This is a genomic window from Rhodococcus sp. WAY2, assembly GCF_009859915.1.
In the GTDB taxonomy this organism is placed as follows: Bacteria; Actinomycetota; Actinomycetes; order Mycobacteriales; family Mycobacteriaceae; genus Rhodococcus_F; species Rhodococcus_F oxybenzonivorans.
The window spans coordinates 592,157-612,140 of sequence record NZ_CP046572.1 but is presented as its reverse complement, the minus strand read 5'-3'; the positions used below and the strand labels follow the sequence as shown (position 1 = coordinate 612,140).

Sequence of the window (19,984 nt, the reverse complement as noted above, 5' to 3'; positions counted from 1 at the left end):
AAGCATGCGGGAGGGTGGACGCCCCTCCCGTGCGCATCGCACATCGCCCCTGACCGGGATCGACGCTCACCGCGCCGGTGTCGAACGGTTACTCGCGTCGTATCGCGCGATCCCTTCGGACGCCGACGTACGACTCGCCAAGAAGACGTCCAATCTGTTTCGGGCCCGCGCACACACCACCGCCCCAGGACTCGATGTCTCCGGCCTCGGTGGGGTCATCTCCGTCGATCCGCAGGCGCAGACAGCAGATGTCGCGGGGATGTGCACGTACGAGGATCTCGTGGACGCCACCCTGCCGTACGGGCTGGCACCGCTGGTGGTTCCGCAGCTCAAGACAATCACACTGGGGGGCGCGGTAACCGGACTCGGGATCGAGTCGACGTCGTTCCGCAACGGTCTGCCCCACGAGTCCGTGCTCGAGATCGATGTTCTGACCGGCAGCGGCGACATCATCACCGCCACGCCGGAGGGCCGGCACTCCGATCTGTTCTGGGGTTTCCCCAATTCGTACGGCACACTGGGATATTCGACCCGCCTGCGGATCCAGCTCGAGCCCGTCAAACGGTATGTGGCACTGCGACACCTGCGTTTCGACTCACTCGACGAGCTGCAGTCGACGATGGACCGGATCGTCGGCGACCGGACCTACGACGGAATTCCCGTCGACTACGTGGACGGCGTGGTGTTCACCGCATCCGAAAGCTATCTGACGCTGGGCAACCAGACCGACGAGGGCGGTGCGGTCAGCGATTACACCGGTCGCAACATCTTCTACCGGTCCATTCAGCACGCTTCGGTGAACCATCCCAAAACGGACAAATTGACCACCCGAGATTACTTGTGGCGGTGGGATACCGACTGGTTCTGGTGCTCGCGTGCGTTCGGCGCCCAGAACCCGACGATCCGCAGGTTGTGGCCGAAAAAGCTTCTCCGTAGCAGCTTCTACTGGAAGCTCATCGCGCTCGACCACAAGTACGACATCGGTGACCGTCTCGAGAAGCGGAAGGGCAATCCCCCACGTGAGCGGGTCGTGCAGGACGTGGAAGTACCCATCGAGCGCACCGCCGACTTCGTTCGATGGTTTCTCGACGAGATCCCCATCGAACCGTTGTGGTTGTGCCCGTTGCGCTTGCGTGAACCTGCGCCCGCCGGAGCGTCGTCGCAGCGACCGTGGCCTCTCTATCCTCTCGAACCGAAACGCACCTATGTAAACATCGGCTTCTGGTCGTCGGTGCCCATTCGGCCCGGAGAGCCCGAGGGGGCGGCCAACCGGCTCATCGAGGACAAGGTCAGTGACTTCGACGGACACAAGTCCCTCTACTCTGATTCCTATTACTCACGAGCGGATTTCGAGCGCCTCTACTACGGCGGCGATCGATACACCGAACTGAAAAAGCACTACGATCCCGATTCCCGGTTACTGGACCTCTTCTCCAAGGCGGTGCAACGTCGATGACAACTCTGAAAGCTCCCCGCACACAAGACCGGAAGCTGACCATCGCGGAGATTCTCGAGACTCTCTCCGACGGCATGCTCCCGTTGCGGTTCACCGCATACGACGGCAGTGCCGCCGGACCCGAGGATGCGCCCTACGGCCTGCACCTCAAGTCCACCCGCGGAACCACCTACCTTGCAACCGCACCCGGTGATCTCGGGATGGCCCGGGCCTACGTGTCCGGCGACCTCGAAGCACGCGGCGTCCACCCCGGCGACCCCTACGAAATTCTCCGGGTCATGGGTGACGAACTGCATTTCCGTCGTCCGTCGGCGCTGACGCTCGCGGCCATCACCCGTTCGCTCGGTTGGGACCTCCTACGGCCCATCGCCCCTCCCCCGCAGGAGCATCTCCCGCGGTGGCGTCGCGTCGCCGAAGGCCTGCGGCACTCCAAGGCGCGCGACGCTGAAGTGATCCACCACCATTACGACGTCTCGAACACCTTCTACGAGTACGTCCTCGGTCCCTCCATGACGTACACGTGCGCGTGCTACGAGAACACCGAGCAGACCCTGGAAGAAGCGCAGGACAACAAGTACCGGCTGGTGTTCGAGAAGCTCGGCCTCCAGCCCGGTGACCGGCTGCTCGACATCGGGTGCGGCTGGGGTTCGATGGTTCGATATGCGGCCCGGCGCGGCGTCAAAGTCATCGGCGCCACCCTGTCGCGCGAGCAAGCCGAGTGGGCGCAGAAAGCCATCGCCGAAGAGGGCCTGTCCGACCTTGCCGAAGTCCGGTTCTCCGACTACCGCGACGTGCCCGAAACCGGCTTCGACGCCATCTCGTCGATCGGCCTCACCGAGCACATCGGCGTCGGCAACTATCCTGCCTACTTCACCCTGCTGAAAGACAAACTGCGTGAGGGCGGGCGGCTTCTCAACCACTGCATCACCCGTCCCGACAATCGCAGTCAGGCGCGCGCCGGTGGCTTCATCGACCGGTACGTCTTCCCCGACGGCGAACTCACCGGCTCCGGACGCATCATCTCCGAGATCCAGAACGTGGGCCTCGAAGTCCGGCACGAGGAGAACCTGCGCGAACACTACGCACTCACCCTCGCCGGGTGGTGTCAGAACCTCGTCGACAACTGGGACGCCTGCGTCGCCGACGTGGGTGAAGGAACCGCACGCGTATGGGGCCTCTACATGGCCGGGTCGCGTCTCGGGTTCGAACGCAACGTCGTGCAGCTGCACCAGGTCCTCGCCGTCAAGCTCGGGCCGAAGGGTGAAGCGCATGTCCCGCTCCGCCCGTGGTGGTCCTAGGCGGCTCCGCCGCCCGTGCGCCTTTTTGGTAGCTAGAGCAACCAGAAAGGCGCACAAGCCCGGCAGGGCCTCTCGCCGGACCTCACCCACCCCTCACGCACCAGGACGGTCTCCACTTCGCGGGCCACCACGCACGCACTCTTCGTCACCTCGTCGAACCCGTAGACAAGCCGCGGCCTTCCCTGCAGTTCTGCTGCGTTGTCGCGTCGACGATCCCGGAAGGCGACCTCCGCCATGGCGTGTGCACGGCGACCGTCGAGTCGCACGATGAGCGGCACACCGTGATCGGAGTAATCACAGTCCTCGAACAGGGTGCGTCCGTCCACAACCACCGGCGACTGCCGTCGGGCGCGCGGCAAACCGTGCGCATCCTCGACGTCGGTGGCGTAGCGGTACTCGAGGATCGACTGGACGCCGTCGGCCAGGAGTCGCACCGCGTCCGCGAGTGCCTTGCGGTATCGGCGTGGCCGTCGCTCCTCCATACGTCGTCGGATGTCGCGCAGAGGGATCCGGCCATTGGTCACGAGAGCGATGAGCCGGGTGTAGGCGTCCCGTGCCGTGGGTTCGGCGATCGCAAGGTCCAGCGCAGTGTCGGCGCGACTTGTCCGAGGCGGGTCGGTGTCGACCGCGATGTAATCGTGCGCGCGGGACCTATGGACGACGACGCCCGGATGCAGCGTTGAGGACAGAGCGATCGGATTGCCGGGCTTCCTCGAGGGCCGCATGCCCGTGTGGCTTTGGCACCGCGACGATTTGCCGTACGGCACCGTGATGTGGATCGGCTCGCCGTCGCAGGGAAGAGCCATCCCCCACTCCTCGGCTGCCGTCGCATGACTGAGCATCGAGTGGCCACCTCCGTAGAGCACTGCGGCGGACAGGAGCATGTCTCGGGTGAGTGGGCCGTTAGTGATGGCGTAGACGCCTTGCAGAACACGGCGCCACTGCCCGGAGTCGAGAAGATGGCGAACACGGCCGCGAGAGAAGCCGAACGGCTCGAGCTGGGGTCGCGTGACAATCCCGAACTGGGTGTCGACAAGTCGCTGAAAATCGGTGAGATCGATGTCGGTCATGCGGCACATCGTGTGCCGGGTATACGACGCCGACCCGACAAAAACGCGGTTATCCACGTCGCCTGTGGATAACCGCCCGGTTGTGGATAACCCGCCCCGTGCGCCTTTTTGGGCTCTACTGCTGTGATCGTGGGTGGAGTTCGGTGCGGGTGAGGGCGCACGCCGTTGTCCCAGTAGCGTTCTGGCTTGTCTAGGGTCAGTCGGCTACATATGTGGGGAACGGCGTGCGCGAAGCCAGGATATGGCGTCAGGTGTTGGGTGTCGAAAAGACGGTGATCGAGGGCGTCGATTTCGACGACACGGCCGGGGCGGTGATCGTCGCGGTCCGGCCGCAGGCCCGGGCCCGGTCCCGGTGCGGGGTGTGTGGTCGTCGGAGCCCCGGTTACGACGGTGGCACCGGTCGGCGGCGGTGGCGCGGCCCGGACTGCGGCCTGGTCCGCACCTTCGTCGAGGCCGACGCACCGCGGGTGTGCTGCCGCGAACACGGAGTCACGGTGGCCGCGGTGCCCTGGGCCCGGCACCGGGCCGGGCACACCTACGCGTTCGACCAGACGGTGGCGTGGCTCGCCACCCATACCTCGAAGGCCGCGACGTGTGAGTTGATGCGCACCGCGTGGCGCACGGTCGGGACGATCGTGGACCGGGTGTGGGCCGACACCACACCCGCCCGGGACCCGCTGGCGGGGCTGCGGCGGATCGGGATCGACGAGATCTCGTACAAGAAGGGCCACAAGTATCTGACGGTCGTCGTCGACCACGACTCCGGCCGGCTGGTGTGGGCGGCCCCGGGCCGTGACGCGGCGACCCTGTCCGGGTTCTTCGACCTGCTCGGGCCCGAACGGTGCGCGAAGATCACCCACGTCACCTCGGACGCGGCCGGATGGATCGGGTCGGTGGTGACCCGGTTCTGCCCGGATGCGGTGCGCTGCGCGGATCCGTTCCATGTGGTCGCCTGGGCCACCGAGGCCCTCGACACGGTGCGGCGGGCGGCGTGGAACCGGGCACGGTCCACCGAGAACGCCTCCCGCGGCGGTGGGTGGAAACCGCGGCGTCGCCCGAAGGCCGGCCCGGCTCGGTCGGTCAAACGCAGCCGGTGGGCGTTGCTGAAGAACCCGGACGCCCTCACCGCGCAGCAGCAGGCGGTGCTGCGGTGGATCGAACTCCACGATCCGGTCCTGCACCGCGGCTACCGGCTCAAGGAGAGTTTGCGGTTGATCTTCCAGCTCCCGGTCGAGCAGGCCGCTGCCGAACTCGACCGCTGGATCGACTGGGCCCGGCGGTGCCGGATCCCGGCGTTCGTCGCGTTGCAGAAAAGCATCCTCGTCCACAGACCCGCGATCCTCGCCGCCATCGAGCACGGGCTCTCGAACGGTCGGATCGAATCGGTCAATACCAAGATTCGCCTCATCACCCGCCGCGGATTCGGGTTCCACACCCCCGAGGCCGTCATCGCACTCGCGATGCTCAGCCTCGGGGGCGCCCGCCCACAATTACCCGGCCGAATCCACCCACGAATGAGTCAGTAGAGCCCCTTTTTGGTAGTCCCAGCTACCAAAAAGGCGCACGGGCGGCGGAGCCGCCTACTTCAGCGACGCCGGCGGGGTGAACCGCTCACCGTACTTGGCGGCGAGTTCTTCAGCGCGCTTGACGAAGCCGGCCTGGCCACCTGTGTAGCCCTGGATGTACTGCGACACACCGCCGGTCCAGGCGGGAAAACCGATACCCATGATGGAGCCGATGTTGGCGTCGGCGGTGGTCGTGAGAACACCCTCGTCGAAGCACTTCTGGGTTTCGATGGCCTCGATGAACAGCATGCGTTCGATGAGATCCTGGAACGGGACGTCGAGCTCCTTGGAACCGAAGTTCTCCCGCAGGCCGGGCCACAGGCCGGTGCGCTTGCCGTCGGTGTAGTCGTAGAAGCCGGCGCCGCCGAGCTTGCCCTTGCGGTCGAATTTGTCGACCATCGTGTTGATGACGTCGCCTGCCGGGTCGGCGGGCAGTTCCTTGCCTTCGGCCTTTGCAGCTTCCGCGGTTTCCTTGCGGATCTTCTGCATCAGCGTGAGGTTCAGCTCGTCCGACAGCTGGAGCGGCGCGGCGGGGTAGCCGGCCTGCAGACCTGCCTGCTCGATGGTGGCCGGTTCGATGCCCTCGGCGAGCATGGCGATGGCCTCGTTGATGAACGTGCCGATGACGCGTGAGGTGAAGAAGCCGCGCGAGTCGTTGACGACGATCGGTGTCTTGCGGATGGCCTGCACGTAGTCGAAGACTCGGGCGAGGGCCTCGTCGGACGTCTTCTCGCCGCGGATGATCTCCACGAGCGGCATCTTGTCGACGGGTGAGAAGAAGTGGATGCCGATGAAGTCTTCCTGCCGCTTCACACCCGTGGCCAAGCCGGTAATCGGCAGGGTCGAAGTGTTGGAGCCGAGCAGCGCATTCGGGTCGACGATGTCTTCGATCTCCTGGAACACCTTGTGCTTGAGTTCCTGGCTCTCGAACACGGCCTCGACGACGAAGTCGACACCGGCGAAGTCGGCCGGGTCGGCGGTCGGCTTGATCCGGTCGAGCAACGCCTTCGACTTCTCCTCGGTGGTCTTGCCACGCGACAGCGCCTTGGCCTCGATGCCCTCGGAGTACGCCTTGCCCTTGTTCGCGGCCTCGATGCTGACGTCCTTCAGGACGACGTCGAAGCCGGCCTTCGCGGACACGTAGGCGATGCCAGCGCCCATCATTCCGGCGCCGAGCACACCGACCTTGGTGATCGGGGTCTTCTCGATGCCTTCGGGGCGGGAGGCCCCGGAGTTGATGGCCTGCAGGTCGAAGAAGAAGGCCTGGATCATGTTCTTCGCGACCTGGCCGGTGACCAGCGACGTGAAGTACCGCGCCTCGATGAGCAGCGCGTTGTCGATGTCGACCTGCGAGCCCTCGACAGCGGCTGCCATGATCGCGCGGGGCGCGGGCATGGGGGCGCCCTTGAGCTGCTTGCGCAGGTTCGCGGGGAAGGCGGGCAGGTTGGCGGCGAACGCGGGGGTGGACGGGGTTCCGCCCGGAATCCGGTAGCCCTTCTTGTCCCACGGCTGCACGCCGCCCTCTGGGTTGGCCTTGATCCACGCCTTCGCAGCGGGTACCAGTTCCTCGACGGACGACACGACCTCGTCGATCAGTCCGACCTCCTTGGCCTGGACCGGCCCACGCTGCTGACCCTGCAGCAGTACCTGCATGAGCGCGTTCTGCAGACCGAGCATCCGGACCGTGCGCACGACTCCGCCACCACCGGGCAGCAGGCCGAGGGTCACCTCGGGGAGGCCGATCTTGACGCCCTTCACGTCCGCGGCGATGCGGTGGTGGGTGGCGAGGGCGATCTCGAGTCCGCCGCCGAGTGCGGCACCGTTGATTGCGGCGACGACGGGCTTGCCGAGGGTTTCGAGGCGACGCAGGTCCGACTTGATCGCGACGCTGTGGTCGTAGATTTCCTGGGCGTTCTCGGGCCCGACCTTGATCATGTTCTTCAGGTCGCCGCCGGCGAAGAAGGTCTTCTTGCCGGACGTGATGATGACACCCGTGATGGAGTCCTTCTCGTCGACGAGGCGGTCGACGGTCGCCTTCATCGAGGAGATGTAGGCGTCGTTCATGGTGTTAGCACCCTGGTTGGGGTCGTCGATGGTGAGCACGACGATGCCGTCGGCGTCCTGCTCCCAGTTGATGATGTTCTGCTCGCTCACTGCTTCAAGTCTCCTGTTGATCCGGGCGTCAGACGCGCTCGATGATGGTGGCGACACCCATACCGCCGCCGATGCACAAGGTGATGAGGGCGTACCGGGCGTTCCGCCGCTCGAGTTCGTCGAGCATGGTGCCGGTGATCATGGCCCCCGTAGCACCCAGCGGGTGACCCATCGCGATGGCACCACCGTTGACGTTGAGCTTCTCGTCGGGAATCTTCAGGTCCTTCTGGAACTTCAGCACCACCGATGCGAACGCCTCGTTGATCTCGAACAGGTCGATGTCGTCGACGGTCAGTCCGGCTGCGGCGAGGACCTTCTTGGACGCCGGGGTCGGACCGGTGAGCATGATCGTGGAGTCGGCGCCGGAGGTGGCGGTGGCGACGACGCGGGCACGCGGCCGCAGACCCATGTCCTTGCCGGCCTGCTCCGACCCGACGAGCACCAGCGCGGCGCCGTCGACGATGCCGGAGCTGTTACCCCCGTGGTGGACGTGGTTGATCTTCTCGACCCAGTGGTACTTCTGCAGCGACACCGCGTCGAAGCCGCCCATCTCACCGACACCGGCGAACGACGGGTTGAGGCCGGCGAGATTCTCCACGGTGGTGCCGGGACGCATGTGCTCGTCGTGGTCGAGGACGGTGATGCCGTTGATGTCCTTCACCGGGACGACGGACTTGGTGAAGTACCCGCCCGCCCACGCCTTCGCGGCGAGATCCTGCGAGCGGACGGCGTACGCGTCGACGTCTTCGCGGGAGAAGCCCTCGATGGTGGCGATCAGGTCGGCGCCCACACCCTGCGGCACGAAGTAGTTGTCGTAGTTGGTGGCCGGGTCGAGTGCCCACGGTCCGCCGTCGGAGCCCATCGGCACGCGGGACATCGATTCGACGCCACCGGCGATCACCAGTTCGTCCCAGCCCGACCGCACCTTCTGGGCGGCGGTGTTGACGGCCTCGAGGCCCGACGCGCAGAACCGGTTGAGCTGGACACCACCAACGGTGTCGGGCAGCCCGGCGTCGTTGACGGCGATGCGTGCAATGTCCATGCCCTGGTCGCCCACCGGGGTGACGACACCGAGGATCAGATCCGAGATGCGGTCCTCGTCGAGGTCGGGGAAGCGGACGCGGAGCTCGTCGATCAGGCCGGTGACCAGCGAGATCGGCTTGACCGAATGGAGCGAACCGGTCTTCTTTCCGCGGCCACGCGGGGTGCGGATGGCTTCATAAATGAATGCCTCTGTGGTCACTTCGGGTGTTCCTTCCTTATCTGCGTCGACGCCGACAGTGCACACGGCGCTCTGCGCGGGGCATACCCCGTCAACTTCACCTTAGAACCTGTTGCAAAACCGGAGGAAGGACCGAAGCGATCCAGGATCGTGACCCAGGCGATCACGGCTCCCTTCTCTCATCGCGCCGAGGCAACAATTTCGTGCTGTAATGACGCGCGCCCACAGTCCCGCGACAAGAGAAGAGACCCCTCGTGCCGACCCCGCTGTCCCGGCGACGTCTCTTCGGGGCCGCGGCGGTGGGCGCCGTGACTGCAGCCGGGTTCGGCGGCCGATCCGCCTCGGCCCGTCGGCGTCTTCCGCCGCCGACGTCCGTCACGGAGACCGACCCCGCTCTGCTGAGTGCGATCGAGGCGGCGACTCTTCTGCAGTCGCGTGCCCTGCACCCGCGGGATCTGCTCGACGCGTGCCTCGCTCGCAGCGCGGAACACGACGGCTCGGTCGAGGCGTGGATCCGGATCTACTCGGAGCAGGCATACGCCGCGGCTGACCTGGCAGCGCAGCGACTGGCTACCGGATCGGCACCACTCGTCTGCGGATTGCCGATCGGCATGAAAGATGTCTTCGCCGTGGCCGGGTTACCCCTGACGGCGTCGAGCGGCGCCCTCGCCGGCAACATCGCCGCCGGCGATTCGGGCGTATGGCGGCGGCTCCGCGATGCGGGAATGGTCCTCATGGGACACCTGCACACGCATGAGTTCGCTATCGGGACCGCCACACCCCAGGTCGGCAACCCCTGGGGCACCGAGTACTCACCGGGCGGTTCCTCGGGCGGCAGTGCCGCCGCACTCGCCGCCCGGTTCACTCCGTGCGCTGTCGGGACGGACACCGGCGGATCATTGCGCATCCCCGCGAGCGCGTGCGGGATCACCGCCATCAAGCCGACGTTCGGCCGGTGCAGCACCAGCGGGGTGATCCCGCTGACGTGGACGCGTGATCACACCGGACCGATGGGGCGCAGTGTCGCCGACGCGTCCCTTCTGCTCAGTTACATGGCGGGCGTCGACGTCGACGACCCCAGCACGTCGGTGGGACCCGACGTACCCGCGAACGGGTACCCACTCTCCGCCGTGGGCGGCCCACAGCCGTTGTCCGGCATACGCTTCGGCCTGCCGAGCACGGCAACCGAGGAGCTGCCCGAGTCTGTGGGAGTGTTGTTCTCGGCATTTCTCGACCTGATCCGTCGTCTCGGCGGGGTGATCGTCGACGTCCGGATGCCGACGGTTCCCACCGGACTTCTCACCGGTGACCTGGCCGAATTCGGTTTGTACCACCAGCAGTTCGTCGATCGGCTCCCGTCGTACAGGCCGGAATCGGCTGTTGCCGCGGCTGCGGCTGTTGCGAGTCTCGGCGTGCCGGTGGCAGACTACTTTTCGCTCGAACGCGAGCGACGGCGTTACCAGCACGAGTACAACCGCATGTTTGCCGAGCACGCCTTGGACGTGGTTCTGCGACCCGGGGCACTGACGGACGGAATCCGGCGCGACACACTGGCTGATACGAGCGTGTTCGCCGGCGCCAGGGAAAACTATTTCTGGGCCAATTACACCGGGGCACCCGTGATCTGCGTTCCCGCCGGCAGGTCCACCGCCACCGGCATTCCGTTCGGCGTGCAACTCGGGAGTCTCCCGTGGGCCGAGGAGTCGCTGATCTCGACGGCACTCGAACTGCAGGAAGCGGACCCGGTGTGGCGCGACACCCCGCCACTCGTCTCGTCTCCCCGCCGGATTCCCGACGTCCGCGCCTCCCGCCCCGGGCCCGGCCCGAGTCCCACGAACACGGACGACTCCGGCCCCGGGTTCAGATTCGTGCCGACGACGTCCACCGCGGCCGTCTAGCTGCCACACTCACGCATCGAGTCCGAGCCCGGCGTCCCGCGCGCGCACGATGGCGGCGGAACGGTCCGGCACACCGAGCTTGGCAAGCACGTTGGACACATGGTTGCGCACGGTCTTCGGACTCAGCACCAGTCGCCGGGAGATGCTCGCGTTGTCGTGCCCGCGAGCCACGAGGTCCAAAACCTCACGTTCCCGGTCGGTCAACTCGGGAAACACCGTCGGGCGCACCCGGTGTGAGGCCGCCATGAAGGTCATCGCCCGGGCGGCGACTGCGGCGCCCAGGATCATTTCGCCGTTCGCGACGGCTCGCACGGCACGTTCCACTTCGGCGGGGTCGGCGCCCTTGACGAGATAACCCCTCGCCCCGGCACGCACCGAAGCGACGAGCGACTCGTCGTCCTCGTGCATCGTGACCACGAGCACCCGCAGCGCCGGATACGCCTGGACCAACCGGCGGGTGGCGTCCACGCCCGACCCGTCACCGAGTTCGAGGTCCATGAGCACCACATCGACTTCGGCGTCGACGACGTCGAGCGCTTCGGCGACGGAGCTGGCCTGAGCAGCCACCTCCATGCCGTCGAGTGTCGAGAGCAGCGCCACCATTCCGAGCCGGAACACCGGGTGATCGTCGACGACGACGACCCGGATGGGCGAGGGTGAAGGACTGGCAATACTCGCGCTCATAGTGGTGACAACGGTAGCCGGGCGGTGACCACTGTGCCTGTCGGACTCCCCGATTCGATGTCGAGGGTGCCGCCGAGTTCGCGGGCGCGCTCACGCATCGACCGGGTCCCCACCCCGGCACCTCCCGTGGGATCGAACCCACAGCCGTCGTCCCGGATCATCACTTCGAGGACGTCGCCGGCTTCCGGATCCTGACCGAGTGTGGCGTCGACACGGCAACCCTCGGCGCCACTGTGCCGTCGTGCGTTGGTCACGGCCTCGACGATGATTCCGTACGCAGCGGAGCTGATCTGCGTACCGATGCCGGCCGGCGGGTCAGCTCGAATGTGCAGCGTGAAACCACTACGGGAGTGTGTTTCCGCCAATTCTTGCAGGGCAGGGAGAAGGCCGAGTTCGTCGAGCACCGGCGGAAACATGCTGCGGGACAGCTGCCGGACACCCTCGACCTGGTGGTCGAGTTCCGCCTGCAGCGAATCGATCAGGACCGCTGCCGAATCGGGATCGCTGGTGAGCAGATTCCGGGCCCCTTGCAGGCCGAGTCGGATGCCTGCCAGCGACGGCCCCAGGCCGTCGTGCAATTCACGGCGGATCATCTGGCGCTCCTCGAGGCGAACCGACGCCAGCTGCCGCCGGGCCTCCCGCAGGTCGTCGGCCGACTGCATGACCACGAGGCCCGCCGTGACCACTGCAGACAACTCGGTGAGCGATCTGCGCGTCCGTGAACCGAGCGTCTCCCCGGGAGGGGCGGTGACGATCATCGTGCCGAACACCGCTCCACGATGTACCAGCTCCACCGACTCTGCGGGTCCCGTCGCGTGACCCCACACTGCGGCAACACCGCTGCCACGGCGAATGGATACCGATTCGAGTCGCAACGCGACACCCACACCGGCGGCGAGTTCCGCGAGTAGTTCCTCTGGTGACTCGGCACTGCCGAATCGCCGCCCCAGTGCGCGGACCGCTCGGGCCGGATCTGCGCCCTCGCCGTACACCAGGTGGTGCACGCGCCGCTGGAGCCACAACCGCGCGGGCTGCACAGCGACAGCGACGACTCCCGCCGCCACCACCTGCGCACCCACCGATTCACCCGCGGGGAGCAGCGCCGACACGAGCGTCGCCACCACGACGTACAACACCAGCAGTAGGACGGTGAGCGTCCCGGCCACCGTCGCACGGCTGACCGCCAGGTTCATCCCCCACATGTGCTGCCGCAGAACGCACACCAGAATCGCGACCGGGTAGAACGCCTGCACGGCGAGGTGCACCAATGGATTGAGCACCCACAGCCCGGGTAGCGACGCCGGCAGCGCGAGAGGAATGTACGCGGCCGTCATCAGACCGGTGCCCAGACACATCCATCCGAGACCTACCCGCTCGGCCTGCGGACCGTGTCGCCACCGCCAACCACAATCCGCCGACGCAAGCGCCCCGACGACGAGGACGGGAAGAAGCACCCAGATCGGTGCAATGTCGGTGAAGGTCCGCGACCAGAAGTACCACGCGGTCGCGCCGACACCCGCCACGACTCCTGCCTTCGCGCTCGGCCCCAGCGGATGGTCGCGGATCAGCCACGGGACGATAAGGAAGAGGCTGAGTGTGCCCGGAATCCACGCCGTGTTCTGCAGCGGTTCCAGCACAACGACTCCCGGAAGCCCGGGACGGACCAGCGCGAGCTGCGAGTAGCTGTAGCTCAGCGCGGCGACGCCCACTCCGATCGCGGTGAGGCCGAGGAGGATCGGTACCGGGTGCACACGCCGAGCGAGGACGACCCCGCCCACGGTCCCGTACACCGCAGCGCCGACGACATCTACCAAGAAGAACAGCTGGTTCGAATCGATGCCCGGGTCTGCGCCGACGAACGCCACAACGGACAGAACGACCAGCACCCACGACGACACCGCCATGACTGCGGCGGGTACCGGCGCACCGCCGGTACCCGCCGACCCCTCGATCATTCGACATGCCCTCGTCTCGCTCATCGTGCGAACGAGTATCACTCACGCGGGGAGGGTGCGAACGCGAATCCCACCGCACTGACCAACACCCACAGCGGTCCGGTGAACCCGGCCATGTACTGCAGGGGTGACACGCCGATGAGGGCAGTCACCAGACCGAGGACCAGACTGACCCAGCCGATCCACCGGGGCCCGGCGTGTCCGCGTAGCAGCGCGGCAGCCACCGCCAGCGCGCTGACGCCCGCGCCCGCCCACAACCACGGGATCGTGCCCATCCAGTGGGCTCCGATCACCGCGAACTCCGGCACCAGCTGATCCGTCTCACCGAGGCCGAACACCAGCTCCGTCGTCAGGCCGGTCCCCAGCAGGCACGCCGCCGACGTCAGGACCAGCCCGAACGCCGCAACCGACGGGAGAATGCTGTCCGTGGGTAGCGCCGCCCGCAGCCGTTGAGCCAACCCGGCTGCGAAGACGAGCAGGAGCAGCGCCGTGGTCATGATGGACACGTGCATCACGAGGATGCTGGTTCGCTGTCCGGCGAGGTGGTTCATGATCGCTACCGCGTCGCCTGCCGACGACTCCGCATAGACCGCGTCGATCGACATGCTCGCCTGGATGCCGAGAATGCCGGCCGCCCCCGCGAGAATTCCGACATACGCCCACCACCGGCCACGTCGTGCAGCCGCCGGGACCTCGTTCTGCACGCCTTCAGGAACATTCACTGTGCTCATGGAAAGAGAATCGGTTACCCTGCGTCCCGGGCACCAGGGGCCGGAGTCCCGAACCGGCGGGACGATCAGCCCTCGAGTTTCTTCGCCCCGAGCATGTCCTTGAGCAATTCGAACGCCACGACTTCCGGGTCACGACGTGTGGACGGATCAGCGGGTTCCGCCGCCTCGGCGAACATCTCCTCTTCGTCTTCCGGGGTGGTGACAGGAGGGGTCGCGGATTCGTAGTCGATCGGGGGTGCAGGATCGTCGGGATAGTCGGGTGCCTCCGGCGGCGGAATGTCGTCGTCCGGTACGGACGACGAACGAGGCTGCGGCCGGGCGGTTTCTGCGCCTGCAGCTCGCGGCTCCGACGATGGTGAAGTTGCACGCTGCGCGGTCTTGTCCTGGCTGGGCCGCGAGAATCGCGGTGTGCCGGCCGGCCGGGTAGGTGCCGAGGTGACCTTCGTGACCGGCGGCGGCGGGGGTGCCGGGGCGCCCGCCTGATACTCCACTTCCCAGTCGCCGCCGAATATCTCGGCGAGCACCTCCGCGATGACCTGCGCGTTGTGGGGTGAGGCGATGCGTGCGCCCAGATTGGGAACGGGATGCGCGAGGATCAAGCGATTGCCCTGCACGTCGTGCACCGTCGCCGCCGACAGCATCGCCGGAAGAATCTTGTTCCGCTGGCTCACCTTCTCGCGCAGGCTGTTCCATGCCTCTCGCAACGCAGCGACGTCGGGGCCGCCGGACGCGTCCGGTTGCGCCGCGACCTCGCGAGCCGGGGCCGCATCAGGTTCGGTTACCGGTTGCGGCGTCGGTTCCGGCTCGGGGACGGGAGCCGGTTCGGGCGCCGGAACCGGGGCGGGCTCGGGTGTCGGCTCCGGCACGGGAGCAGGCTCGGGCGCCGGAACCGGGGCGGGCTCCGGCGTCGGCTCCGGCACGGGAGCAGGCTCGGGCGCCGGAACCGGGGCGGGCTCAGGTGTCGGCTCCGGCACGGGGGCAGGCTCGGGCGCCGGCTCGGGCTTCGGAACCGGGTGTGGCGCCGGTTCGGGTTCGGATGGCGCAGGCACTGTCTCGGCCGTCATCATCGAGGGCCGCTGGAACTTGAGTTCGGGCTGCGGGGACGAATTGGCTTGCGCCGCAGGATCTGCCGTGGAAGTGTTCGGCGCCGCGGGCGCCTGGGCCGGATGTCCGGCCGCCGCAGTCGCCGGTGCCGCACCGGCCGGGGGCAGTCCCCGTTCGACTCGCTCGAGCCGCTGCAATACCGCGGACTCCGCGTCGGACGCCGACGGCAGAAGCATGCGGGCGCACATCACTTCGAGCAACAGACGCGGTGCAGTGGCGCCGCGCATTTCGCCGAGTCCGGCGTGGATCACCTCCGCGTATCGGGTGAGCGTTGCCGGTCCGATCCGCTTCACCTGTGCGCGCATGTGCTCGAGCACATCGCCGGGTGCGTCGACCAGGCCGCGCTCGGCGGCGTCCGGCACCGCCTGCATGAGGATCAGGTCACGCAGACGCTCGAGCAGGTCGACGGCGAACCGCCGCGGATCGTGGCCGGCGTCGATGACACGATCCACGGTTCCGAACAGTGCAGCGCCGTCACCGGTGGCCAGTGCGTCGACTGCGTCGTCGATGAGTGCCACGTCGGTGACACCGAGGAGCGCAAGCGCACGCGGGTAGGTCACCCCGTCGTCGCCCGCACCGGCCAGCAACTGGTCGAGGATGCTCAGCGAGTCTCGCGGGGAACCGCCGCCCGCACGGATGACCAGCGGATATACGGGATCCGCCACCGGAACGTTTTCCTGCCGGCAAATCTTCTCGAGCAGTCCACGCATGGTCGACGGCGCCAGTAGCCGGAACGGATAGTGGTGAGTACGCGAACGAATGGTCGGCAGCACCTTGTCCGGCTCGGTGGTGGCGAAGATGAAGATGAGGTGCTCCGGCGGTTCCTCGACGATCTTGAGGAGGGCATTGAATCCGGCCGTCGTGACCATGTGGGCCTCGTCCACGATGAACACCCGGTACCGCGACTCCGCGGGTGCGTAGAACGCGCGGTCGCGCAGCTCACGCGTGTCGTCGACACCACCGTGGCTGGCGGCGTCGAGTTCGGTGACGTCGAGGTTGCCGGAACCGCCCGGTCCCAGAGCCACACAGGAGGGGCACTGACCACACGGGGTGGACGTCGGGCCTTCGACGCAGTTGAGCGAGCGCGCGAGGATGCGGGCAGAGGACGTCTTGCCGCAGCCACGAGGACCGGAGAACAGATAGGCGTGGTTGATCCGTCCGGCATCGAGGGCGGTGCTCAGCGGTTCGGTGACATGCTCCTGCCCCACCACCTCGGCGAAGGATGCGGGTCGGTACTTCCGGTACAGGGCCACGCGGAAAGACTACCGGCGGACCCCGACAGGTCAGGTGCGGGTGGTCGGGTCCACAGCCATGCCCGATCGGTCGTCGTCACACCCGTCACTTCACACCCGAGACTCGTCGAATGAGTGAATTGCGTAACACGTTCGCAACGCATCGGCAGCACACCCGAAACGGGTCACGGTCATCGTGACTTTCCGCGCACGGTTCCGTCCGAGCGTGTGAGGAGAATGTCGTGCCTGCAATCGACGCCGGAGCAACCGCCTGGCTGCTGATCAGTACCGCGCTGGTCCTGTTGATGACCCCGGGTCTCGCCCTGTTCTACGGCGGGATGGTGAGATCCACCGGTGTCCTGAACATGATCATGATGAGTTTCGTGTCGATCGCCCTGGTCACCGTGGCATGGCTGGTGGCGGGGTACTCCCTGATCTTCGGTGACGACATCGGCGGCGGCCTGATCGGCGGCTTCGAGCATCTGGGGATGGTGGGCATCGACCCCACCACGGTTCACGGGCAGGTTCCCGAGATCCTGTTCGCGACGTTCCAGCTGACGTTCGCCATCATCACCGCCGCGCTGATCAGCGGAGCGATCGCCGACCGCGCCAAGTTCTCGGCATGGATGGTTTTCGTCCCGATCTGGGCCCTTCTCGTGTATGCGCCCGTCGCCCACTGGGTGTGGAACCCGGAGGGCTGGATCGCGCAGTTCGGCGCCCTCGACTACGCGGGCGGGCTGGTCGTCGAGATCGTCTCCGGCGCGTCCGGCCTCGCGTTGGCCCTGGTTCTGGGCCCGCGCCTCGGCTTCCGCTCGGAATCGATGCGCCCGCACAACCTGCCCCTGGTGCTGCTGGGTGTTGGGCTGCTGTGGTTCGGCTGGTTCGGCTTCAACGCAGGCTCCGCCCTCGCCGCCGACGGCACCGCGGCCGCAATCTTCCTCAACACCCTCGTCGCCGGCTGCACCGGCCTGCTCGGCTGGCTCGTCGTGGAACAGAAGCGAGACGGACACCCCACCACATTCGGCGCCGCGTCCGGTGTCGTCGCCGGCCTGGTCGCGATCACGCCCTCGTGCGGAACGGTGAGCATGCTCGGCGCGTCCGTCGTCGGGGCGGTCGCCGGTGTGGTCTGTTCGTTCGCCGTCGGCTGGAAGTTCCGCCTCGGCTACGACGACTCCCTCGACGTGGTGGGCGTCCACTTGGTCGGCGGCATCGTCGGCACGATCCTGATCGGCCTGCTCGCCACCGAAGTGATGACGGGCGGTGCGGAGGGCCTCTTGTACGGCGGCGGGTTCGCGCAACTCGGCAAGCAGGTAGTAGCCGTGGTCGTCGTCACCCTCTACGCCTTCGGTGTCACCTACGCGCTGGGCAAGCTCATCGACCGCGCCTTCGGGTTCCGGGTGAGTGCGGAGGACGAATCCTCGGGAATCGACCTGGCCCTGCACGCCGAATCGGCGTACGAGCACGGCGTCCTCGGCCACGGAGCTGTCGGCGGCGGTCAGGGCAACAGTGTGTTCCCGTGGATGCACGAGAGCGAACGCCGTCGCCACCTGGACGAGGAACGGAAGGATTCCGAGTAGCGGCTACTTCTTCTTCGCGGCGGCTTCCTTCTTCGCCTCGGCCTTGGCGGCCTTCTTGAACTCCCGGACCTCGTGCAGGCTCTTCTCGTCGACGACGTCTGCGATCGACCGGCGGGAACCGTCCGTACCGTAGTCACCGGCGGCTTCCCGCCAGCCCTGGGGTTCCACCCCGATCTGCTTGCCGAGCAGTGCCAGGAAGATCCGCGCCTTCTGGTCGCCGTAGCCGGGCAGCGCCTTCAACCGTTTCAGAACCTCTTTGCCGTCCGGATCGCCGTCGGTCCACAGCGCTTCGACGCTGCCGTCGTAGTTCTCGACGAGAAATGCGCACAGCGACTGGATGCGCGTGGCCATGGAACCGGGGAACCGATGCACCGCGGGAGTCTGTGCACAGACAGCGGCGAATTCTTCCGGATCCATCTCCGCGATGCGATGCACCTCGAGCCCGCCGAGACGATCCGCAAGCTTCTTCGGGCCCGCGAACGCCGTCTCCATCGGAACCTGCTGATCGAGCAGCATTCCGATCAGCAGGGCAAGGGGGTCACTCGCCAGAAGAGCGTCCGCCTCCGGATCACCGACGAGATTCAACGTGCGTGCCATGAGGTCGATCCTGCCACCACGCCCATTCGGCCGGGAGTCAACAGGTTCGATACAAGAGTTGTCCACAGAGTTGTCCACAGCACTGCATTACTCGCGCGTAGGGTTTGAGGTTGCCCCTACTCCAGGCTGGCGTGCGCCCCCGTGGTCAGAAGTAGCGGAGCCACACGTACCCCCATGCCAGGGTGGTACTCAGCAGGGTGACGATTATTCCGTACTTGGTGAAATGCCAGAAGGTGATGGGATGCCCTGCGCGGTGCGCAATACCGATAGCGACGACGTTGGCACTGGCGGCGACTGCCGTGCCGTTGCCGCCGAAGCATGCGCCGAGAGCGAAGGCCCACCACAGCGCACGGCCGGTTTCGGCGTCCGGCGCCTGACCGGCCATGCCCTCGACGACGGGGGCCATTGTCGCGGTGTAGGGGATGTTGTCGATGAACGCGCCGAGGATCGCGGATCCGAAGATCAGCGAGGTGGCAGCCGAAAAATAGTTGTCGCCGAACGCTGAGACGGCGGCAGTGCCGACGGCTTCGACAATGCCGGTGTGCACCAGGCCGGCGACCATCACGAACAATCCGATGAAGAAGACCAGGGTCGCCCAGTCCACTTCGGGCAGTACTTCGGCCACGTCGATATCGGTCACCACCAGCATTGCGCCGGCCCCGACGAGAGCAACGATCGACGGCTCGACATGCAGCACCGAGTGCAGCCCGAATCCGATGATGACGAGACCGAGCACCGCCAGCGACCGCATCAGCAGCCGAGTGTCTTTGATCGCGCGTCGTTCCTTCAGCGCCATCACCTGACCCACCTGCACCTCGTCGGTGTGTAGCGCGGAGCGGAACAGCACCCTGGTGGAAACCACGAACAGGGCAAAGATCACGATCACGGCAGGAGCCATGTGAATGAGAAAGTCGTTGAACGTGAGGCCTGCCCGGCTTCCGATGATGATGTTCGGCGGGTCTCCGATCAAGGTGGCGGCGCCGCCGATGTTCGAGGCGAGCACTTCGGCGATCAGATAGGGCTGCGGGGCGATGCGCAGGCGCGCGCACACGACGATGGTCACCGGTGCAATGAGCATGATGATGGTGACGTTGTCGAGGACCGGCGATGCGATGGCCGTGATCAACATCAGCATGACCATGAGCCGGAAGGGTTTGCCGCGGGAACGTTTCGCCGCCCAGATCCCGAGGTAGTCGAACACGCCGGTTTGTTTGATGACGCCGACGATGATCATCATCCCGAGTAGAAGGAAGATGACGTTCCAGGCGATCCCTTCGTGCTCGGAGTAGAACACCTGCTCGCCGGGAATCAGCCCGAGCACGGCCATCAGCGCCGCGGCGACGAGGACCGTTTTGACCTTGTGTGCACGCTCGGTCGCGATGAACCAGAGAGACCCGACGAAGATCAACAATGCGAGTACGGGGGCCATCGCTCAACCTGT

General features: G+C 66.5%; 14 protein-coding genes. 5 read left to right on the top strand and 9 right to left on the bottom strand.

Features of this window, described 5'->3' with window-relative positions; all coding sequences use genetic code 11:
* Positions 1-4 precede the first annotated feature (4 nt).
* Both GFS60_RS02945 and GFS60_RS02940 read left to right on the top strand, forming a co-directional pair.
* The gene (locus GFS60_RS02945; protein WP_159926819.1) at positions 5-1,456 is read left to right on the top strand and encodes an FAD-binding oxidoreductase; all 1,452 of its coding nucleotides are present in this window, start codon (positions 5-7) and stop codon (positions 1,454-1,456) included.
* Complete coding sequence (locus GFS60_RS02940; protein WP_109326246.1) at positions 1,453-2,754, top strand: class I SAM-dependent methyltransferase; 1,302 nt, start codon at positions 1,453-1,455, stop codon at positions 2,752-2,754. Before GFS60_RS02945 ends, GFS60_RS02940 begins: the two co-directional genes overlap by 4 nt.
* Before the next feature lie 32 nt (positions 2,755-2,786).
* Here GFS60_RS02940 and GFS60_RS02935 read toward each other — a convergent pair whose 3' ends face one another.
* Complete coding sequence (locus tag GFS60_RS02935) at positions 2,787-3,824, bottom strand: type IV toxin-antitoxin system AbiEi family antitoxin domain-containing protein (RefSeq protein WP_159918918.1); 1,038 nt, start codon at positions 3,822-3,824, stop codon at positions 2,787-2,789.
* 224 nt (positions 3,825-4,048) lie between these two features.
* Here GFS60_RS02935 and GFS60_RS02930 point away from each other — a divergent pair, with 224 nt between their 5' ends.
* Entirely contained in the window at positions 4,049-5,350 is a 1,302-nt protein-coding gene (locus GFS60_RS02930; protein ID WP_159918917.1) for an ISL3 family transposase, read from the top strand.
* 54 nt (positions 5,351-5,404) lie between these two features.
* On the opposite strand, the gene GFS60_RS02925 is transcribed toward GFS60_RS02930, so the two are convergent.
* The gene (locus GFS60_RS02925; protein WP_159918916.1) at positions 5,405-7,543 is read right to left on the bottom strand and encodes a 3-hydroxyacyl-CoA dehydrogenase NAD-binding domain-containing protein; all 2,139 of its coding nucleotides are present in this window, start codon (positions 7,541-7,543) and stop codon (positions 5,405-5,407) included.
* 28 nt (positions 7,544-7,571) lie between these two features.
* Positions 7,572-8,786 (bottom strand): acetyl-CoA C-acetyltransferase, encoded by a 1,215-nt coding sequence (locus GFS60_RS02920; protein WP_159918915.1) that lies wholly within the window; start codon positions 8,784-8,786, stop codon positions 7,572-7,574.
* 233 nt (positions 8,787-9,019) lie between these two features.
* Between GFS60_RS02920 and GFS60_RS02915 the strand changes: the two genes are divergently transcribed.
* Positions 9,020-10,663: an amidase gene (locus GFS60_RS02915; RefSeq protein WP_159918914.1), complete on the top strand. Its 1,644-nt coding sequence runs from the start codon at positions 9,020-9,022 to the stop codon at positions 10,661-10,663.
* A gap of 9 nt (positions 10,664-10,672) precedes the next feature.
* Here the strand turns inward: GFS60_RS02915 and GFS60_RS02910 are convergent, their stop codons facing one another.
* The 4 genes from GFS60_RS02910 to GFS60_RS02895 all read right to left on the bottom strand — a co-directional run bounded on the left by GFS60_RS02910 (position 10,673) and on the right by GFS60_RS02895 (position 16,390).
* Complete coding sequence (locus tag GFS60_RS02910; protein WP_159918913.1) at positions 10,673-11,347, bottom strand: response regulator; 675 nt, start codon at positions 11,345-11,347, stop codon at positions 10,673-10,675.
* Positions 11,344-13,302: a sensor histidine kinase gene (locus tag GFS60_RS02905; protein ID WP_159926817.1), complete on the bottom strand. Its 1,959-nt coding sequence runs from the start codon at positions 13,300-13,302 to the stop codon at positions 11,344-11,346. The genes GFS60_RS02910 and GFS60_RS02905 overlap by 4 nt, the downstream gene beginning before the upstream one ends.
* Before the next feature lie 38 nt (positions 13,303-13,340).
* Entirely contained in the window at positions 13,341-14,033 is a 693-nt protein-coding gene (locus GFS60_RS02900) for a hypothetical protein (RefSeq protein ID WP_159918912.1), read from the bottom strand.
* Positions 14,034-14,098: 65 nt separating this feature from the next.
* Positions 14,099-16,390, bottom strand: coding sequence for a DNA polymerase III subunit gamma and tau (locus GFS60_RS02895; RefSeq protein WP_159918911.1), 2,292 nt, complete (start codon positions 16,388-16,390; stop codon positions 14,099-14,101).
* Between the two features lie 221 nt (positions 16,391-16,611).
* On the opposite strand from GFS60_RS02895, the gene GFS60_RS02890 reads away from it, so the two are divergent.
* A complete protein-coding gene (locus tag GFS60_RS02890) occupies positions 16,612-17,946 on the top strand; it encodes an ammonium transporter (protein ID WP_159918910.1) in 1,335 nt (444 codons plus the stop codon).
* 3 nt (positions 17,947-17,949) lie between these two features.
* Here GFS60_RS02890 and GFS60_RS02885 read toward each other — a convergent pair whose 3' ends face one another.
* Both GFS60_RS02885 and GFS60_RS02880 read right to left on the bottom strand, forming a co-directional pair.
* On the bottom strand, positions 17,950-18,543 hold the full coding sequence (locus tag GFS60_RS02885) for an HhH-GPD-type base excision DNA repair protein (RefSeq protein ID WP_159918909.1): 594 nt from the start codon (positions 18,541-18,543) through the stop codon (positions 17,950-17,952).
* A gap of 145 nt (positions 18,544-18,688) precedes the next feature.
* Entirely contained in the window at positions 18,689-19,972 is a 1,284-nt protein-coding gene (locus GFS60_RS02880; RefSeq protein WP_159918908.1) for an SLC13 family permease, read from the bottom strand.
* Positions 19,973-19,984: the final 12 nt, after the last annotated feature.

What these genes read in the sequence shown, in the direction of transcription:
- GFS60_RS02945 (WP_159926819.1), top strand. Translation starts at nt 5, where the DNA reads ATGCGGGAGGGTGGACGCCCCTCCCGTGCGCATCGCACATCGCCCCTG.
- GFS60_RS02940 (WP_109326246.1), top strand. Translation starts at nt 1,453, where the DNA reads ATGACAACTCTGAAAGCTCCCCGCACACAAGACCGGAAGCTGACCATC.
- GFS60_RS02935 (WP_159918918.1), bottom strand. Translation starts at nt 3,824, where the DNA reads ATGACCGACATCGATCTCACCGATTTTCAGCGACTTGTCGACACCCAG.
- GFS60_RS02910 (WP_159918913.1), bottom strand. Translation starts at nt 11,347, where the DNA reads ATGAGCGCGAGTATTGCCAGTCCTTCACCCTCGCCCATCCGGGTCGTC.
- GFS60_RS02905 (WP_159926817.1), bottom strand. Translation starts at nt 13,302, where the DNA reads ATGATCGAGGGGTCGGCGGGTACCGGCGGTGCGCCGGTACCCGCCGCA.
- GFS60_RS02900 (WP_159918912.1), bottom strand. Translation starts at nt 14,033, where the DNA reads ATGAGCACAGTGAATGTTCCTGAAGGCGTGCAGAACGAGGTCCCGGCG.
- GFS60_RS02885 (WP_159918909.1), bottom strand. Translation starts at nt 18,543, where the DNA reads ATGGCACGCACGTTGAATCTCGTCGGTGATCCGGAGGCGGACGCTCTT.
- GFS60_RS02880 (WP_159918908.1), bottom strand. Translation starts at nt 19,972, where the DNA reads ATGGCCCCCGTACTCGCATTGTTGATCTTCGTCGGGTCTCTCTGGTTC.